This window comes from Streptomyces sp. NPDC012835 (genome assembly GCF_042900885.1).
Taxonomy (GTDB): Bacteria; Actinomycetota; Actinomycetes; order Streptomycetales; family Streptomycetaceae; genus Streptomyces.
The window spans coordinates 210,611-227,592 of sequence record NZ_JBIBBW010000009.1 but is presented as its reverse complement, the minus strand read 5'-3'; the positions used below and the strand labels follow the sequence as shown (position 1 = coordinate 227,592).

Sequence of the window (16,982 nt, the reverse complement as noted above, 5' to 3'; positions counted from 1 at the left end):
AGCAGGACCAGCAGGACCAGCAGGACCAGCAGGACCAGCAGGACCAGCAGGACCAGCAGGACCAGCAGGACCAGCAGGACCAGCAGGACCAGCAGGACCAGCAGGGCGCCCGGCAGCCCGCCGCCGGCGCCGGGCCGGGCGAGGGTCCTGGGCCGGGCCAGGACGGCCGGGCCGACCCCGAGCAGAGCGCGCACCGCGAGGCCACCGGCGCCACCCTCTGGGAGGGCCGGGCCCTGATCGCCGCCGTCGCCGTCGCCGAGTGGTCCGTACCCGGCCTCGCCGCCGGTCTCGCGGTCGTCGGTGTCGCCGTGATGGCCCGGTTCGGGCTGATGCTCGTCCTCGCCCGCCGCCACCACCGGCAGCGCAACAGACGGCGCTTCGCGTGGGGGCCGCCGGTGTACGAGCCGGTGAGCGTGATCGTCCCCGCGTACAACGAGAAGGAGTGCATCGCCAACACGCTCAACTCCCTCGCCGCGAGCACGCATCCGATCGAGATCGTCGTCGTGGACGACGGCTCCACCGACGGCACCGCCGAGATCGCGGAGTCCCTGGGGCTGCCCAACATCCGGGTGATCCGCCAGGAGAACGCGGGGAAGTCCGCCGCGCTCAACAACGGCGTACGGCAGGCCAGGTACGACCTCGTGGTGATGATGGACGGCGACACCGTCTTCGAGCCCGACACCGTACGCCTGCTCGTCCAGCCCTTCGGCGATCCGGAGGTCGGCGCCGTCGCGGGCAACGCCAAGGTCGGCAACCGCTCCACGCTGATCGGCGCCTGGCAGCACATCGAGTACGTGATGGGCTTCAACCTGGACCGCCGGATGTACGACCTGCTGCGCTGCATGCCCACCATCCCCGGCGCGATCGGCGCGTTCCGCCGGGAGGCCGTCCTCGCGGTCGGCGGCATGAGCGAGGACACCCTCGCCGAGGACACCGACATCACCATCGCCCTGCACCGCGTCGGCTGGCGCGTCGTCTACGCCGAGCACGCACGGGCCTGGACCGAGGCGCCCGCGAGCATCGGGCAGCTGTGGCGGCAGCGCTACCGCTGGAGCTACGGCACGATGCAGGCGCTGTGGAAGCACCGGGGTTCGGTCCTCGACAAGGGCCCCTCCGGCCGGTTCGGCCGGGTGGGGATGCCGCTGGTGGTGCTCTTCCAGGTGGTGACCCCGGTCTTCGCGCCGCTCATCGACGTGTTCACGCTCTACGCGATGGTCTTCGTGGACTTCGAGGCGTCGCTCCTGGCGTGGCTCGCCGTGCTGCTGGTGCAACTGCTCTGCGCCGCGTACGCGTTCCGGCTGGACCGGGAGAAGTACCGGTATCTGCTGATGCTGCCGCTGCAACAGGTCGCCTACCGGCAGCTGATGTATCTCGTGCTGATCCACTCGTCGGTCACGGCGCTCACCGGCGGCCGGCTGCGCTGGCAGAAGCTCAAGCGCACCGGCGAGGTCGGCACGCCGACCACCGGGCCGGGGGCGGCCTGATGGCGGGCGCGCACCGCAGGGGGGCGCCCGCCGCTCCCGTACCGGTACCGGTACCGGTACCCGCGTCCGTACCCGTACCCGCGCCGGCGCCCCCGCCCGCACGCGGGGGCCGTGACCGGTACTTCGACGCGCTGCGCGCCGTCGCGCTGGTCCGCGTCGTCACGTATCACACCTTCGAGTGGCCCTGGCTGGGGCTGGTCTTCCCGTCCATGGGGGTGATGTTCGCCCTCGCCGGGTCGCTGATGGCGCGTTCCCTGGAGCGGCCCGCGCCCGCGGTGATCCGCGGCAGGCTGCGCCGGCTGCTGGTCCCGCTGTGGGTGTTCGGGGCCGTGCTGGTCGTGGCCATGGCGAAACACGGCTGGCTGCCGGGCGCCGACGCCCTCTACTGGGTGCTGCCGGTCGGGGACCCGCCGGGCGACGCGTGGGGCGAGCAGGCGTGGGCGGTGCTGTGGTACCTGCGGACGTATCTGTGGTTCGTGCTGCTGTCACCCGTCCTGCTGCGGCTGTTCCGGCTCGCGCCCCTCCCCGTGCTCCTGCTCTCGCTGGTACCGGTCGCGGTCTTCGGGACGGTGTGGAGCGTGCCGGACGGGCGGCTCGGCTCCGCGCTCGGCGATCTGTCCGTCTTCCTGTTCTGCTGGCTGCTCGGCTTCGCGCACCGCGACGGGGTGCTCGACCGGCTGCGCCCGGCGGCCGTGCCGGCGGTGGCGCTGCCGCTGATGGCCGTCGGCGCGTGGTGGGCCTTCGGCCACGAGGTGGACGGGACGTACGACCTGGACGACATCCCGCTCGCGCAGGCGCTGTGGTCCGCGGGGTTCGTGCTGCTGCTGCTGCGGTTCCGGCCCGGCTTCGGGGGGCCGGCGCGGTGGCCGCTGGCCGACCGGGTCGTGCGGGTCTTCAACGCCCGCGCGGTGACGGTCTACCTCTGGCACGAGGTGGCGCTGATGGCGAGTGTGGCGCTCATCGACCTGATGTGGGACATCCCCGCGTTCGAACGGGATCTGCCGCTGGCCAGCACGTGGTTCCAGTTCGGGGTCGCCTGGGTGCTGATCGCGGTCGCCGTCGCGCTCTTCGGCTGGGTGGAGGACGTCGCCGCGAAACGGTCCCCGAGGCTCCTGCCCTGAACGCGGACGGCGGGTCGCGCACTGCCACAATGGAGTGCGTGACCCGAGCCTCCCTGGACAAGCAGCCGCACGAAGTCGCCTCGATGTTCGACGACGTGGCGGCGAACTACGACCTGACCAACGATGTGCTCTCGCTCGGCCAGGACCGCCGGTGGCGCAAGGCGGTCGCCAGGGCGGTGAACGCGCGCCCGGCGGAGAAGGTCCTCGACCTGGCCGCGGGCACCGCCACCTCCTCGCTGAGCTTCGCCGCCACCGGTGCGTACGTCGTGCCCTGCGACTTCTCGCTCGGCATGCTGCGCGAGGGCAAGAAGCGGCACTCCTGGATGCCGTTCACGGCGGGGGACGCGACGAAGCTGCCCTTCGCCGACGAGGTCTTCGACGCGGTGACGATCTCCTTCGGACTGCGCAACGTGCAGGACACGGACCTCGCGCTGCGCGAGCTGCGCCGGGTGACGAAGCCGGGCGGGCGGGTCGTGATCTGCGAGTTCTCCCACCCGACCTGGGCGCCGTTGCGGACCGTCTACGAGGAGTACCTGATGCGCGCGCTGCCGCCGACCGCGCGCGCCGTGTCCTCCAACCCCGACGCGTACGTCTATCTCGCCGAGTCGATCCGCGACTGGCCCGACCAGCCGGGCCTCGCCGCGCGGCTCCAGGACGCGGGCTGGTCCCGGGTGGCCTGGCGCAACCTGACGGGCGGGATCGTGGCGCTGCACCGGGGCGTACGCGCCTGAGCCGCACGGGCCGGGGGCGCGACCGTAGGGGCGCGCCCCCGGCCCCACCCGTGTCTCACAGCTCCAGCCGGAAGCAGTGCGCCCGCTGCTCCGTCGCGAACGTCGCCGAGGTGAACGGATACGTCTCGGCCAGCTCCATGCCCAGCCGCCGCGCCACCGCCGCCGAGCGCTCGTTGCGGGAGTTGACCATCGCCACGATCCGCTCGACGCCCGCCGCCCGTACCCGCTCGACCGTGGTCCGCGCGGCGGCCGTCGCATAGCCCCGGCCCCAGTACGCCCGGCCCAGCCGCCAGCCGATCTCGATCTCGCCGACCGGTCCCCGGGTCTCGTGCGGCCAGGGCTGGGCGCCGGTGAAGCCGATGACCTCACCGTGCTCGTCGAGCATCGTCCAGAAGCAGAAGCCGCGTTCCGCGTCGTGTCTGCGCTGGCGCGCGGTCAGCTCCGCGTACACCGACAGCTCGGCGGGCGCGCCGCCGTGGAACTCCATCACCTCACGGTCGTTGAAGACCCGGTGCCAGTGGAACGCGTCCTCGTCCGTGGGGACGCGGAGCTGTACCACGGGGAGCGGCTTGGTCATGTGGTCCACGAGGGCAGCCCTTCACTGGAGAGATCGGTCGCACCCATAGACTGCACATGTCGAGTGCCAGTCGGTACACCATTTCGAGTTTTCGGGAGAACCCGCTGTGACCGAGCCCCTCTCCGAGAACACCGCGGATGTGATCGTCGTCGGCGCGGGGCCGGCCGGCTCGACCACCGCGTACTACCTGGCCAAGGCCGGCCTGGACGTCCTGCTGCTGGAGAAGACGGCCTTCCCGCGCGAGAAGGTCTGCGGCGACGGCCTGACACCGCGCGCCACCAAGCAGCTGGTGTCGATGGGCATCGACATCTCCGAGGAGGCCGGCTGGCTGCGCAACAAGGGCCTGCGGATCATCGGCGGTGGCGTCCGGCTCCAGCTCGACTGGCCCGATCTCGCCGCATATCCGGACTACGGGCTGGTCCGCAAGCGGGACGACTTCGACGAACAGCTCGCCCGGCAGGCGCAGAAGGCCGGCGCGCGGCTGCACGAGCGCTGCAACGTCGGCGCGCCGATCCTGGACGAGCGCACCGGCCGTATCACCGGTGTGCACGCCAAGCTCGGCGAGGAGAAGACCCCGGTCACCTTCCACGCGCCCCTGGTCGTCGCGGCCGACGGCAACTCGACCCGGCTGTCGCTCGCCATGGGGCTGCACCGGCGCGAGGACCGGCCGATGGGTGTGGCCGTGCGCACGTACTTCACCTCGCCCCGCCACGACGACGACTACCTGGAGTCCTGGCTGGAGCTGTGGGACCGGCGCGGTCCCGGCGAGGACAAGCTGCTGCCCGGCTACGGGTGGATCTTCGGCATGGGCGACGGCACCTCCAACGTCGGCCTGGGCATCCTCAACTCCTCCTCCGCGTACAAGGAGCTGGACTGGCGCGAGGTGCTCAAGGCGTGGTGCGCGTCGATGCCGGAGGAGTGGGGATACGTCCCGGACAACATGACGATGCCGATCCGGGGCGCCGCGCTGCCGATGGCGTTCAACCGCCAGCCGCACTACACCAAGGGCCTGCTGCTGGTCGGTGACGCGGGCGGCATGGTCAACCCGTTCAACGGCGAGGGCATCGCGTACGCCATGGAGTCGGGGCAGATCGCGGCCGATGTGATCGTCCAGGCCCACGCCCGCGCCACCCCCGCCCAGCGCGAACTGGCCCTGCTGCACTATCCGAAGGTGCTCAAGGACACCTATGGCGGCTATTACACGATGGGCCGTGCCTTCGTGAAGCTGATCGGCAATCCGAAGATCATGAAGATCGCGACCGAGCGCGGGCTGACCCATCCGCTGCTGATGAAGTTCACCCTGAAGATGCTGGCGAACCTGACCGACCCGACGGGCGGCGACGCGATGGACCGTGTGATCAACGGACTTTCGAAGGTGGCGCCGAAGGCCTGAGCGGCGGGAGGGGCGGCGGGCGGCCATGTCCGTCAGCCCTTCTTCGCCCAGCTGCGCAGCGCGGCCCGGTCGGCGAACGCTCCGACGTTCGTGTCGACCGGGCTGTCGGTGTACTGGTGGAACTTCCACGCGGCCTTGATCCGGGGCTTTCCGGCGGTCACGTAGTCCGCGATCCACAGCGCGTCGCCCGCGTTGCTCGTCGTGTCGCGGTGCAGCCAGTAGTACTGGCCGCAGTAGAGACCGACGCGGTGGGTGGCGCCGCGCAGCCGCTTCACCTCGGCGAGGAAGGCGTCCTTCTGGGCGTTGGAGACACCGTCGTCCTCCCAGTCGGCGAACAGCGGGTCGTGCGTGAGGCTGGCGCACTTCTCCACGAAGTACCGCGCCTGCGCCTTCATGTCGCCCGGCCGCAGGAAGTGGTAGAAGCCGACGACCAGTCCGGCGGCCCGCGCGTGCGCGGCCTGTGCGGACATCCGGGGGTTGATGTACGACGTGCCCTCGGTGGCCTTGACGAACACGAAGTCGAGGCCCGCCGTGCTGTAGGTGGAACTCTGGTGGGACGAGACGTCGATGCCTTTGGTGGTCATGTGGGGGGTTCCTCCCGGGCATGAAGATCGCCCTTGGTGCGAGGTGTGATCCGAGGCGGTACTGACTCACTACTACGCGCGAGCGATCGGATCTGTTCACCACCGTCCCGGTGGACGGCTGTTCATCTCATACCCACGCCGGGCCCCTCGGTGCGCCTCTGTCGGGTGTCCGCCATCCGTGCCGGGGATTCCTCGAACTCGGGTACGACTGAGGCCCGTACCCCCCGAGCAGCGGGGTACGGGCCTCGGCCGAACTTGCGGCGGAGCGGCCGGCGGTACGCGTCAGAGGACGCGGACGGCGGTACGCGTCAGAGGACGCGGACGGCGCCGCTCGGCGGGTCGTAGTCCAAAGATGCCTGGACAACGCCCTTGCTGGGGTTCTGCGCGCCGACGAACTGGCCGCCGCCGATGTAGATCGCGGTGTGGTACGCGCTGCCCGCGCCGCCCCAGTAGAGGATGTCGCCGGGCTGGAGGTTGTCCAGGGAGACCTGCGTGCCGGCCGTCGACTGCGACTGCGAGACACGCGGGAGGTCCACCCCGATCTGGCTGTACGCGGCCTGGACGAGGCCCGAGCAGTCCCACGCGTTGGGGCCGGTGGAGCCCATGATGTACGCGTCGCCGACGTGCGACTGCACGAAGGAGACGACGGCCGCGGCGGAGCCGGTGGCGGGCGAGCTGGTGGCCGGCGCCGTGGTGGAGGCGGAACCGGTGGAGCCGGACCCCGAGGAGGTCTGGTTCGAGCCCGAGCCCGAGTCGGCGGAAGAGGCGGTGGCGGCGAGCGTGGTGCGCTGGGCGGCGCGCGAGGCGCGCTCGGCCTCGGCAGCGGCCTTGGCACGGGCCTCCGCGGCGGCCTTCTTCTTCTTTTCGGCCTCGGCCTTGCGCTCCGCCTCGGCGTGGGCCGTCTTGGCGGCCTTCGCGGCCTTGGTGATGGCGGCGCTCTCCTGGGCCCGCAGGTCCAGGTTGTTGGCGACCCGCTGGGTGGCGTCGGCGGACTTGGCGAAGTCGCTCGCGAGCCCGGAGGTGAGGGTCGGCATCTCGATGGTCTGGGTCACCGGCTCGGCGTTGGCCGGTCCGGCGGCACCGGCCACCGCGATCGTGCTGAGAACGCCACCGGCGACTCCGGCGCGGAGAACGGTGACCTTGGGGGCGCTCCGGCGGGGTTTCCGGTGGCTGGGTATGTGAGCGGTGTGGGACATGAGTACACGGCTATCAGGCGGAACCCGGTTCTCGTCAAGAAACGTGGGTTGCGCCACAGTTACGTTCGGAATCTATGAATCCGCTTAGCGATGGCCCTTATTGACGCCGTAACGGTCAAACCGGGCAAGCGTGATCATGGGCTTGATCACGCTCTTTCCGCTAAAGGTCCGAATTGCCCGCCACCTACCACCCCTTTGAACTCATGGCCAAGCCCGCTTCTCCGGGCCATGGAGCCGAGTGGTGCAGGTCACAGGAAGGTCACCGTTCGGGGGTCGGCGTGATCACGGTCGCCGAAGGGTCCGTGCGCGTCGCACTCTCCCCGTTCCCCCCTCGCTCGTGAACGCGCGCACGTGTCCACTCCGTGCCTCGTCCTCCGCTCGCCCGAGTGAGGACCCGGTCCCTTATCACTCGGGAGCGTCTCATCGCCAATTTGTTTGTAGGTTGCACCTCTTGATAGAGCGACACGCCTCCGACCAGCGGTGACGAGCCCGAATGTCACGTCTGGTGATCACGTGGCGGCTTCGCGTGTGAAGATCACCGCTCATCCGACTTCATGATCCTTCGTCAGGTGGTGGAGATCACAAGGGCGTTGCTGTACCCCGTGTCGCAGATCACAGACCACTCGGCATAGGATGCGGGGCAGTCGGGCTTGTGAACTGCCTCACATGTACGCGATCTTCGGTGATCCGTGTCGAGGCGGCGATGCGAACCGCCCGGTGCGATCCAACGGTCAAGGACGACTGGAAGGAGCTGAGGGGCGTGAATGCCTACGCACCCATCCTCGTGCTCGGCGCCCTGGGGGCCGGGTTTGCGATCTTCTCCGTGGTCATGGCCACGCTTATCGGCCCAAAACGCTACAACCGGGCGAAGATTGACGCGTACGAGTGCGGCATCGAGCCGACGCCTACGCCGGCCGGGGGCGGCCGATTCCCCATCAAGTACTACCTGACGGCGATGCTCTTCATCATTTTCGATATCGAGGTCGTCTTCCTTTACCCCTGGGCGGTCACCTTCGACTCCCTGGGGATTTTCGGGCTCGTGGAGATGCTGCTCTTCGTGCTCACCGTCTTCGTCGCCTACTCGTATGTGTGGCGGCGCGGCGGTCTGGAATGGGACTGAAGGGCTGAGGGGGACCCAATGGGACTCGAAGAGAAGCTGCCGAGCGGTTTTCTGCTGACCACCGTCGAACAGGCATCCGGCTGGGTGCGGAAGTCGTCCATGTTCCCCGCGACCTTCGGCCTCGCCTGCTGCGCCATCGAGATGATGACGACCGGCGCCGGCCGATACGACCTGGCGCGGTTCGGCATGGAGGTCTTCCGCGGCTCGCCGCGCCAGGCCGATCTGATGATCGTGGCCGGACGGGTGAGCCAGAAGATGGCGCCGGTACTGCGACAGGTCTACGACCAGATGCCCAACCCCAAGTGGGTCATTTCCATGGGGGTTTGCGCATCATCGGGCGGGATGTTCAACAATTACGCGATTGTGCAGGGTGTGGATCATGTCGTCCCGGTTGACATCTATTTGCCCGGCTGTCCACCCCGACCGGAGATGCTGATGGACGCCATTCTCAAGCTCCACGAGAAGGTCCAGGGATCGAAGCTCGGGGTCAACGCGCGGGAAGCAGCCCGGGAGGCGGAGGAAGCCGCCCTCAACGCGCTGCCGTTGATCGAGATGAAAGGGCTCCTCCGGTGAGCGACGAGCAGCGACCGGGGAACGCCGTTCCCACCCCGCGCGACGACACCGGCGACGCCATCCGCGTACAGAAGGGCATGTTCGGGGCCAAGAACGGCGCCGACACCTCGGGGTACGGCGGACTGGTCAGGACCGTGACGCTCCCGGGCGCGAGCCCCCGGCCGTACGGCGGTCCCGGCGGGGTCTTCGACGAGATCGCCGACGAACTCGAAGGCGCGCTGGAGGAACAGGGCCTCGCCCCCGGGACCGCCATCGAGAAGACGGTCGTCGACCGGGGCGAACTCACCTTCCACATCGCCCGCGAGCACCTCGTCCAGGTCGCCCGCACCCTGCGCGACGACCCGGCGCTGCGCTTCGAGCTGTGTACGGGGGTGTCGGGCGTCCACTACCCCGGTGACCAGGGCCGCGAGCTGCACGCCGTCCACCACCTGCGCTCGCTCACCCACGGCCGGCTGATCCGCGTCGAGGTCTCCGCACCGGACGCCGACCCGCATGTGCCGTCCCTGGTCTCCGTCTATCCGACCAACGACTGGCACGAGCGCGAGACGTACGACTTCTTCGGCCTGATCTTCGACGGCCACCCCGCGCTGACGCGAATCCTCATGCCGGACGACTGGCAGGGCTTCCCGCAGCGCAAGGACTACCCGCTCGGCGGCATCGCCGTCGAGTACAAGGGCGCCCAGATCCCGGCTCCGGACCAGCGGAGGTCGTACTCCTGATGTCTGCACCCCACGCACCCCAAGGCGAGGCACCCGGCGACACGTTCCCCGAGGACGCCACCCCCAGGGAGACCACCGAGGGCACCGTGTACACGGTCACCGGCGGCGACTGGGACGAGGTCGTCCAGTCCGCCGCCAAGGCCGACGACGAACGCATCGTCGTCAACATGGGCCCCCAGCACCCCTCCACCCACGGAGTGCTGCGGCTGATCCTGGAGATCGACGGCGAGACCGTCACCGAGGCGCGCTGCGGAATCGGCTATCTGCACACCGGTATCGAGAAGAACCTCGAATTCCGCAACTGGACGCAGGGCACCACCTTCGTCACGCGCATGGACTATCTGACGTCGTTCTTCAACGAGACGGCGTACTGCCTGGGCGTCGAGAAGCTGCTCGGCATCGAGGACACCGTCCCCGACCGGGCCACCCTCATCCGCGTCCTGCTGATGGAGCTGAACCGCCTCTCCTCGCACCTCGTCTGCATCGCCACCGGCGGTATGGAGCTGGGCGCGACGACGATCATGATCTACGGCTTCCGCGATCGTGAACTGATCCTCGACGCCTACGAGCTGATCACCGGACTGCGGATGAACCACGCGTTCATCCGCCCCGGCGGACTCGCCCAGGACCTGCCCCCCGGCGCCACCGACCAGCTGCGCGAGCTGCTGAAGACGCTGCGCCGGAACCTGCCGGAGTACGACAAGCTCGCCACCGGCAACCCGATCTTCAAGGCCCGTATGCAGGACGTCGGACATCTCGACCTGACCGGCTGCATGGCGCTCGGCGCCACCGGGCCGATCCTGCGCTCCGCCGGGCTGCCGCACGATCTGCGCCGGAGCGACCCGTACTGCGGTTACGAGACCTTCGATTTCGACGTCCCGACCGCCGACACCTGCGACGCGTACGGCCGCTTCCTGATCCGGCTGGAGGAGATGCGCCAGTCGCTGCGGATCGTCGAGCAGTGCCTCGACCGCCTGGAGCCGGGTCCGGTGATGGTCACCGACAAGAAGATCGCCTGGCCCGCGCAGCTGGCGCTCGGACCCGACGGGCTCGGCAACTCGCTCGACCACATCAAGAACATCATGGGCACGTCCATGGAGGCTCTGATCCATCACTTCAAGCTGGTGACGGAGGGCTTCCGGGTCCCGGCCGGTCAGGCGTACGCGGCCGTGGAGTCGCCCAAGGGCGAACTCGGCGCGCATGTCGTCTCCGACGGCGGCACCCGCCCCTACCGGGTCCACTTCCGCGATCCGTCGTTCACCAATCTCCAGTCCATGGCGGCGATGTGCGAGGGCGGCCAGGTCGCCGACGTCATCGTGGCCGTGGCGTCCATCGACCCCGTGATGGGAGGCGTCGACCGGTGACAGCCACACCGCCCAACTCCGAGGTCAGCCTGGGCATGCCCCAGCTGCCCGCCCCGGACTACCCGGCCGATGTGCGCGCCCGGCTGGAGACCGACGCGAAGGAGATCATCGCCCGGTACCCGGACAGCCGGTCCGCGCTGCTTCCGCTGCTGCACCTGACCCAGTCGGAGGAGGGCTTCGTCTCCCGTACGGGGATGGCCTTCTGCGCCGAACTGCTCGGCCTGACGACCGCTGAGGTCACCGCCGTGGCGACCTTCTACTCCATGTACCGGCGCAGGCCGGGCGGCGACTACCAGGTCGGGGTCTGCACCAACACCCTCTGCGCGGTGATGGGCGGCGACGCCATCTTCGACGCGCTGAAGGAGCACCTCGGCGTCGGCAACGACGAGACCACCGAGGACGGCAGCATCACCCTCGAACACATCGAGTGCAACGCCGCCTGCGACTTCGCCCCGGTGGTGATGGTCAACTGGGAGTTCTTCGACAACCAGACGCCGCAGAGCGCCAAGCGGCTCGTCGACGACCTGCGCGACGGCCACACCGTCGAGCCCACCCGGGGCGCGCCGCTGTGCACGTACCAGCAGACCGCGCGGATACTGGCCGGCTTCCCCGACGAGCGTCCCGGCGCCGTCGAGGCGACCGGAGGCGCCGGGCACGCGTCGCTGACCGGGCTGCGTCTCGCCAAGGGCGAGGCCCCGCAGCGGGTGGTCCGGCCCCGTGACGGCGCGCGTCCGCAGGACGAACCGCAGCCCGGCGCGCAGCACCTCAGCTCGCACGACGCGCCGCAGCAGACCTCGGCCTCCGACCCGGACCACCCGGCCGGGCCCGCCGCCGAGGAGGGGGAGTGATGACCATGGCGACGCAGCTCGGCGAGAACGGAACCAGCCCGGAGAAGCTCCTCGCCCCCGTCCTGTCGGCCTTCTGGGACCAGCCCGAGTCCTGGACCCTGGCCACCTACGAGCGGCACGACGGGTACGAGGGGCTCAAGAAGGCGCTCGCGATGGCGCCCGACGACCTCATCGCGTACGTCAAGGACGCCGGGCTGCGCGGCAGGGGCGGCGCCGGCTTCCCCACCGGCATGAAGTGGCAGTTCATCCCGCAGGGCGACGGCAAACCGCACTATCTCGTCGTCAACGCGGACGAGTCGGAGCCGGGCACCTGCAAGGACATCCCCCTCCTCTTCGCCAATCCGCACGCCCTCATCGAGGGCATCGTGATCGCCTGCTACGCGATCCGCTCGCAGCAGGCGTTCATCTATCTGCGCGGCGAGGTCGTCCCCGTCCTGCGCAGGCTGCACGAGGCGGTGCGCGAGGCGTACGTGGCGGGCTATCTCGGCAAGAACATCCTCGGCAGCGGACTCGACCTCGACGTCGTCGTGCACGCGGGCGCGGGCGCGTACATCTGCGGCGAGGAGACCGCGCTGCTGGACTCCCTGGAGGGCCGTCGCGGACAGCCCCGGCTGCGTCCTCCCTTCCCGGCGGTGGCGGGCCTCTACGCCTGCCCCACCGTGGTGAACAACGTGGAGTCCATCGCGTCCGTTCCCGCGATCCTCAACCGGGGCAAGGACTGGTTCAGGTCGATGGGCAGCGAGAAGTCCCCGGGCTTCACGCTGTACTCGCTCAGCGGCCATGTCACCAACCCCGGCCAGTACGAGGCGCCCCTCGGCATCACCCTGCGCCAGCTGCTCGACATGAGCGGCGGCATCAGGGCCGGCCACCGCCTCAAGTTCTGGACCCCGGGCGGCTCCTCCACCCCGATGTTCACCGAGGAACACCTCGACGTCCCGCTGGACTACGAGGGCGTGGGCGCCGCCGGTTCCATGCTCGGCACCAAGGCGCTCCAGTGCTTCGACGAGACGACCTGCGTCGTGCGGGCCGTCACCCGCTGGACCGAGTTCTACGCCCACGAGTCGTGCGGCAAGTGCACACCGTGCCGCGAAGGCACCTACTGGCTCGTCCAGTTGCTGCGCGACATCGAGGCCGGCCGGGGACGGATGTCGGACATCGACAAGCTGAACGACATCGCCGACACCATCAACGGCAAGTCGTTCTGCGCGCTCGGGGACGGCGCCGCCTCCCCGATCTTCTCCTCGCTCAAGCACTTCCGCGCGGAGTACGAGCAGCACGTCACCGGCAAGGGCTGCCCCTTCGACCCCGCCAAGTCCACCGCGTGGGCTGACCAGAACCCGCACCTGGAGGTGAACGCATGACAGTCACCGCATCCGCCCCCGCAGGCGGCGGCGAGGCGGCGGTCCCGCCCCAGGACCTCGTCTCGCTGACCATCGACGGCGTGGAGATCTCCGTCCCCAAGGGGACGCTGGTGATCCGTGCGGCCGAGCTGCTCGGCATCGAGATCCCGCGCTTCTGCGACCATCCGCTGCTCGACCCGGCCGGCGCCTGCCGCCAGTGCATCGTCGAGGTCGAGGGCCAGCGCAAGCCGATGGCCTCCTGCACGATCACCTGCACCGACGGCATGGTCGTCAAGTCGCAGCTGACGTCGCCGGTCGCGGAGAAAGCCCAGCGCGGGGTGATGGAGCTGCTGCTCATCAACCACCCGCTGGACTGCCCGGTCTGCGACAAGGGCGGCGAGTGCCCCCTCCAGAACCAGGCGATGCAGGTCGGTTCCGCCGACTCCCGCTTCGAGGGCAGGAAGCGCACCTTCGAGAAGCCGGTGCCGATCTCCACCCAGGTGCTGCTGGACCGCGAGCGCTGCGTGCTGTGCGCCCGCTGCACCCGCTTCTCCAACCAGATCGCCGGCGACCCGATGATCGAGCTGATCGAGCGCGGCGCGCTCCAGCAGGTCGGCACCGGCGAGGGCGACCCGTTCGAGTCGTACTTCTCCGGGAACACCATCCAGATCTGCCCGGTCGGCGCGCTCACCTCGGCGGCCTACCGCTTCCGCTCCCGCCCCTTCGACCTGGTGTCCTCGCCCAGCGTCTGCGAGCACTGCGCGGGTGGCTGCGCGACCCGTACGGACCACCGGCGGGGCAAGGTCATGCGGCGGATGGCGGCCGACGACCCCGAGGTCAACGAGGAGTGGATCTGCGACAAGGGGCGCTTCGGCTTCCGGTACGCGCAGCAGCGCGACCGGCTGACCACCCCGCTGGTGCGCAACGCCGAGGGGGTCCTCGAACCGGCGAGCTGGCCCGAGGCGCTGGAGGCCGCCGCGCGCGGGCTGAGCGCCGCGCGCGGCCGGGCCGGGGTGCTGACCGGCGGCCGGCTCACCGTCGAGGACGCCTACGCGTACGCCAAGTTCGCGCGGGTCGCCCTCGACACGAACGACATCGACTTCCGCGCGCGGGTGCACAGCAGCGAGGAGGCCGACTTCCTGGCCGCCCATGTCGCGGGCCGGGGCCGGGATCTGGACGGTACGGGGATCACGTACACCACGCTGGAGAAGGCACCGGCGGTCCTGCTCGCGGGCTTCGAGTCCGAGGAGGAGGCGCCCGGCGTCTTCCTGCGGCTGCGCAAGGCGCACCGCAAGCGCGGCCAGCGCGCCTTCGCGCTCGCGCCGTTCGCCACCCGGGGCCTGGCGAAGGCGGGCGGCACGCTGCTGCCAGCGGCGCCCGGCACCGAGACCGAGTGGCTGGACGCCCTGGCGTCCCGTACCGGTCTCGACGAGGACGGCGAGCGGGCGGCCGGGGCGCTGCGCGAGCCCGGCGCCGTCATCGTCGTCGGCGAGCGGCTGGCGGCCGTGCCCGGTGGGCTGACGGCCGCCGCGCGCGCGGCCACGGCGACCGGCGCCCGGCTGGTGTGGATTGCGCGCAGGGCGGGCGAGCGCGGCGCCCTGGAGGCGGGCGCGCTCCCCTCGCTGCTGCCCGGCGGGCGTCCCGCGACCGACCCGAGGGCCCGTGAGGAGACGGCGGCGGTCTGGGGCGTACGCGAACTGCCGCACCGGTACGGGCGCGACACCGGCCAGATCGTGGAGGCCGCCGCCACCGGCGAGCTGGCCGCCCTGCTCGTCGCGGGTGTCGAGGTCACGGATCTGCCCGACCCGGCGGGCGCGCGGGCCGCGCTGGACGCGGTCGGCTTCCTCGTCTCGCTGGAGCTGCGGCCGAGCGAGGTCACCGACCGGGCGGACGTGGTCTTCCCGGTGGCCGCCGTCGCGGAGAAGCCCGGCACCTTCCTCAACTGGGAAGGCCGGGCGCGGCTGTTCGAGGCGTCGCTGAAGCCGGAGCAGATGACACGGCGTCTCGCCCCGAGCGACGCGCGTGTCCTGCACATGCTGGCCGACGCGCTCGACACGCATCTGGGACTGCCGGACCTGCGGGCCGTACGCGGTGAACTGGACCGGCTCGGCGGCTGGGACGGGCCGCGCGCCACCGAGCCGCTGGAACCGGCCCGGCCGGTCCCGCGCGCCGCCACCGGCGAGGCGGTCCTCGCCGGCCACCGGCTCCTGCTCGACCGGGGACGGCTCCAGGAGGGCGACGCCGCTCTGGCGGGCACGCGCCACGCGGCGGTCGCCCGGCTCTCCGCCGCGACGGCCGAGGAGACCGGCGTCAAGGACGGCGACGAACTCACCGTCAGCGGCCCGGCGGGCGCGGTCACGCTCCCGCTGCGGGTGACGCCGATGCCCGACCGGGTGGTCTGGCTGCCGCTGAACTCCACGGGCTCCGGAATCCTCGCGGACACCGGGGCCACCCCCGGCACCCTGGTCCGTATCGCCCCAGCAGGCCCGGCCGCCCCGGCCGACGTGACACCGGAGGTGCGCGCATGACCGCCCTCGACCGACTCGCGGCGGCGCCACCGGCCGTGCTGGCCGCCGAGGACCTGTCGATGTTCGGCCGCGACCCGTGGTGGCTTGTGGTCGTCAAGGCCGTGTTCTGCTTCGCGTTCCTGCTGCTGACCGTGCTCTTCGCCATCGTGTGGGAGCGCAAGGTCGTCGCCTGGATGCAGCTGCGCATCGGCCCCAACCGGCACGGCCCCTGGGGCATGCTCCAGTCGCTCGCCGACGGCGCCAAGCTGATGTTCAAGGAGGACATCATCGTGCGCCGCGCGGACAAGGTGGTGTACGTCCTCGCGCCGGTCGTCGCCGCGATCCCCGCGTTCATGGCGATCGCCGTGATCCCGTTCGGCCCGGCGGGCAACGAGGTCTCGATCTTCGGCCAGCGCACCACGATGCAACTCACCGACCTGCCGATCGCGATGCTCTACATCCTCGCGGTGGCCTCGGTCGGCATCTACGGCATCGTCCTCGCCGGCTGGTCCTCGGGGTCGACGTACCCGCTGCTCGGCGGGTTGCGCTCGTGCGCCCAGATGATCTCGTACGAGATCGCCATGGGCGCCGCGTTCGCCTCGGTCTTCCTCTACTCCGGGTCGATGTCGACCTCGGCGATCGTCGAGGCGCAGGCCGACCGCTGGTACGTCCTGCTGCTGCCGGTCTCCTTCATCATCTACATCATCACGATGGTCGGGGAGACCAACCGCAACCCGTTCGACATGCCGGAGTCCGAGGGCGACCTCGTCGGCGGCTTCAACACCGAGTACTCGTCCATCAAGTTCGCGATGTTCATGCTCGCCGAGTACATCAACATGGTCACCGTCTCGGCCGTCGCCATCACGCTCTTCCTGGGCGGCTGGCGGGCCCCGTGGCCGATCTCCACCTTCTGGGAGGGCGCGAACCACGGCTGGTGGCCGATGCTCTGGTTCGTCCTCAAGGTCCAGCTGCTGCTGTTCTTCTTCATCTGGCTGCGCGGCACGCTGCCCCGCGTGCGCTACGACCAGCTGATGAAGCTCGGCTGGAAGGTCCTGATCCCGGTCTCGCTGGTCTGGCTGATGCTCGTCGCGACCGTACGGGTCCTGCGCAACGAGAACTACGGCTTCCAGCAGATCCTGCTGTACGTCGCCGGGGCGATCATCGCCCTCCTGCTGCTCTCCTTCGTCGTGGACATCTTCCACGACCGCAAGGAGAAGGCGGCGGCGGAGAACGAGGCGGAGCCGCCCGCCTTCGACCCGATGGCCGGCGGTTTCCCCGTGCCACCGCTGCCGGGGCAGACCCTGCCGCCCGTACCGCGGAGGCAGCCCCGACGTGAGCGGGAGCTGATTGTCAGTGGTGGGGTCAATACTGTGAGTGACGGATCCGAGAGTGACGGAAAGGAGGCTGACAGTGTCTGACTCTTCG

The 16,982-nt window shown here is 70.2% G+C and carries 15 protein-coding genes; 12 read left to right on the top strand and 3 right to left on the bottom strand.

What is annotated here, in order from left to right:
• From ACFY6S_RS29900 to ACFY6S_RS29890, 3 genes are all read left to right on the top strand, one after another.
• Positions 1-1,484 (top strand): glycosyltransferase (locus ACFY6S_RS29900; RefSeq protein WP_388828301.1); only part of this gene is annotated, 1,484 nt, incomplete at its 5' end.
• Positions 1,484-2,605, top strand: coding sequence for an acyltransferase (locus ACFY6S_RS29895; protein ID WP_388828298.1), 1,122 nt, complete (start codon positions 1,484-1,486; stop codon positions 2,603-2,605). The genes ACFY6S_RS29900 and ACFY6S_RS29895, both read left to right, overlap by 1 nt.
• Before the next feature lie 38 nt (positions 2,606-2,643).
• Positions 2,644-3,336: a demethylmenaquinone methyltransferase gene (locus ACFY6S_RS29890; protein ID WP_388828295.1), complete on the top strand. Its 693-nt coding sequence runs from the start codon at positions 2,644-2,646 to the stop codon at positions 3,334-3,336.
• Between the two features lie 55 nt (positions 3,337-3,391).
• On the opposite strand, the gene ACFY6S_RS29885 is transcribed toward ACFY6S_RS29890, so the two are convergent.
• Positions 3,392-3,913, bottom strand: a complete 522-nt coding sequence (locus ACFY6S_RS29885) for a GNAT family N-acetyltransferase (RefSeq protein WP_388828290.1) — start codon at positions 3,911-3,913, stop codon at positions 3,392-3,394.
• A 106-nt stretch (positions 3,914-4,019) separates the two neighbouring features.
• On the opposite strand from ACFY6S_RS29885, the gene ACFY6S_RS29880 reads away from it, so the two are divergent.
• Positions 4,020-5,306, top strand: coding sequence for a geranylgeranyl reductase family protein (locus ACFY6S_RS29880; protein WP_388828287.1), 1,287 nt, complete (start codon positions 4,020-4,022; stop codon positions 5,304-5,306).
• A 32-nt stretch (positions 5,307-5,338) separates the two neighbouring features.
• Here ACFY6S_RS29880 and ACFY6S_RS29875 read toward each other — a convergent pair whose 3' ends face one another.
• Together ACFY6S_RS29875 and ACFY6S_RS29870 are read right to left on the bottom strand one after the other, a co-directional pair.
• Positions 5,339-5,890 (bottom strand): glycoside hydrolase family 25 protein, encoded by a 552-nt coding sequence (locus tag ACFY6S_RS29875; RefSeq protein ID WP_388828284.1) that lies wholly within the window; start codon positions 5,888-5,890, stop codon positions 5,339-5,341.
• Positions 5,891-6,198: 308 nt separating this feature from the next.
• A complete protein-coding gene (locus tag ACFY6S_RS29870) occupies positions 6,199-7,086 on the bottom strand; it encodes a C40 family peptidase (protein WP_388828281.1) in 888 nt (295 codons plus the stop codon).
• A gap of 760 nt (positions 7,087-7,846) precedes the next feature.
• Here ACFY6S_RS29870 and ACFY6S_RS29865 point away from each other — a divergent pair.
• The 8 genes from ACFY6S_RS29865 to nuoH are packed head-to-tail and all read left to right on the top strand — an operon-like array spanning position 7,847 to position 16,975.
• Complete coding sequence (locus ACFY6S_RS29865; RefSeq protein ID WP_388828591.1) at positions 7,847-8,206, top strand: NADH-quinone oxidoreductase subunit A; 360 nt, start codon at positions 7,847-7,849, stop codon at positions 8,204-8,206.
• Between the two features lie 18 nt (positions 8,207-8,224).
• On the top strand, positions 8,225-8,779 hold the full coding sequence (locus ACFY6S_RS29860; RefSeq protein WP_329067240.1) for an NADH-quinone oxidoreductase subunit B family protein: 555 nt from the start codon (positions 8,225-8,227) through the stop codon (positions 8,777-8,779).
• The gene (locus ACFY6S_RS29855; RefSeq protein WP_388828276.1) at positions 8,776-9,498 is read left to right on the top strand and encodes an NADH-quinone oxidoreductase subunit C; all 723 of its coding nucleotides are present in this window, start codon (positions 8,776-8,778) and stop codon (positions 9,496-9,498) included. The genes ACFY6S_RS29860 and ACFY6S_RS29855 overlap by 4 nt, the downstream gene beginning before the upstream one ends.
• Entirely contained in the window at positions 9,498-10,862 is a 1,365-nt protein-coding gene (locus tag ACFY6S_RS29850; RefSeq protein ID WP_388828273.1) for an NADH-quinone oxidoreductase subunit D, read from the top strand. The genes ACFY6S_RS29855 and ACFY6S_RS29850 overlap by 1 nt, the downstream gene beginning before the upstream one ends.
• Positions 10,863-10,897: 35 nt before the next feature.
• A complete protein-coding gene (gene nuoE, locus ACFY6S_RS29845) occupies positions 10,898-11,710 on the top strand; it encodes an NADH-quinone oxidoreductase subunit NuoE (protein ID WP_388828588.1) in 813 nt (270 codons plus the stop codon).
• Complete coding sequence (gene nuoF, locus ACFY6S_RS29840) at positions 11,710-13,071, top strand: NADH-quinone oxidoreductase subunit NuoF (protein WP_388828270.1); 1,362 nt, start codon at positions 11,710-11,712, stop codon at positions 13,069-13,071. The genes nuoE and nuoF overlap by 1 nt, the downstream gene beginning before the upstream one ends.
• Positions 13,068-15,578, top strand: a complete 2,511-nt coding sequence (locus tag ACFY6S_RS29835; protein WP_388828267.1) for an NADH-quinone oxidoreductase subunit G — start codon at positions 13,068-13,070, stop codon at positions 15,576-15,578. Before nuoF ends, ACFY6S_RS29835 begins: the two co-directional genes overlap by 4 nt.
• Entirely contained in the window at positions 15,575-16,975 is a 1,401-nt protein-coding gene (nuoH, locus tag ACFY6S_RS29830) for an NADH-quinone oxidoreductase subunit NuoH (RefSeq protein WP_388828264.1), read from the top strand. The genes ACFY6S_RS29835 and nuoH overlap by 4 nt, the downstream gene beginning before the upstream one ends.
• Positions 16,976-16,982 lie beyond the last annotated feature (7 nt).

Bases quoted from the DNA above. Each gene is read 5' to 3' on its own strand.
- ACFY6S_RS29895 (WP_388828298.1), top strand. From the start codon at position 1,484: ATGGCGGGCGCGCACCGCAGGGGGGCGCCCGCCGCTCCCGTACCGGTA.
- ACFY6S_RS29885 (WP_388828290.1), bottom strand. From the start codon at position 3,913: ATGACCAAGCCGCTCCCCGTGGTACAGCTCCGCGTCCCCACGGACGAG.
- ACFY6S_RS29875 (WP_388828284.1), bottom strand. From the start codon at position 5,890: ATGACCACCAAAGGCATCGACGTCTCGTCCCACCAGAGTTCCACCTAC.
- ACFY6S_RS29870 (WP_388828281.1), bottom strand. From the start codon at position 7,086: ATGTCCCACACCGCTCACATACCCAGCCACCGGAAACCCCGCCGGAGC.
- ACFY6S_RS29860 (WP_329067240.1), top strand. From the start codon at position 8,225: ATGGGACTCGAAGAGAAGCTGCCGAGCGGTTTTCTGCTGACCACCGTC.
- ACFY6S_RS29850 (WP_388828273.1), top strand. From the start codon at position 9,498: ATGTCTGCACCCCACGCACCCCAAGGCGAGGCACCCGGCGACACGTTC.
- nuoE (WP_388828588.1), top strand. From the start codon at position 10,898: ATGCCCCAGCTGCCCGCCCCGGACTACCCGGCCGATGTGCGCGCCCGG.
- nuoF (WP_388828270.1), top strand. From the start codon at position 11,710: ATGACCATGGCGACGCAGCTCGGCGAGAACGGAACCAGCCCGGAGAAG.
- ACFY6S_RS29835 (WP_388828267.1), top strand. From the start codon at position 13,068: ATGACAGTCACCGCATCCGCCCCCGCAGGCGGCGGCGAGGCGGCGGTC.
- nuoH (WP_388828264.1), top strand. From the start codon at position 15,575: ATGACCGCCCTCGACCGACTCGCGGCGGCGCCACCGGCCGTGCTGGCC.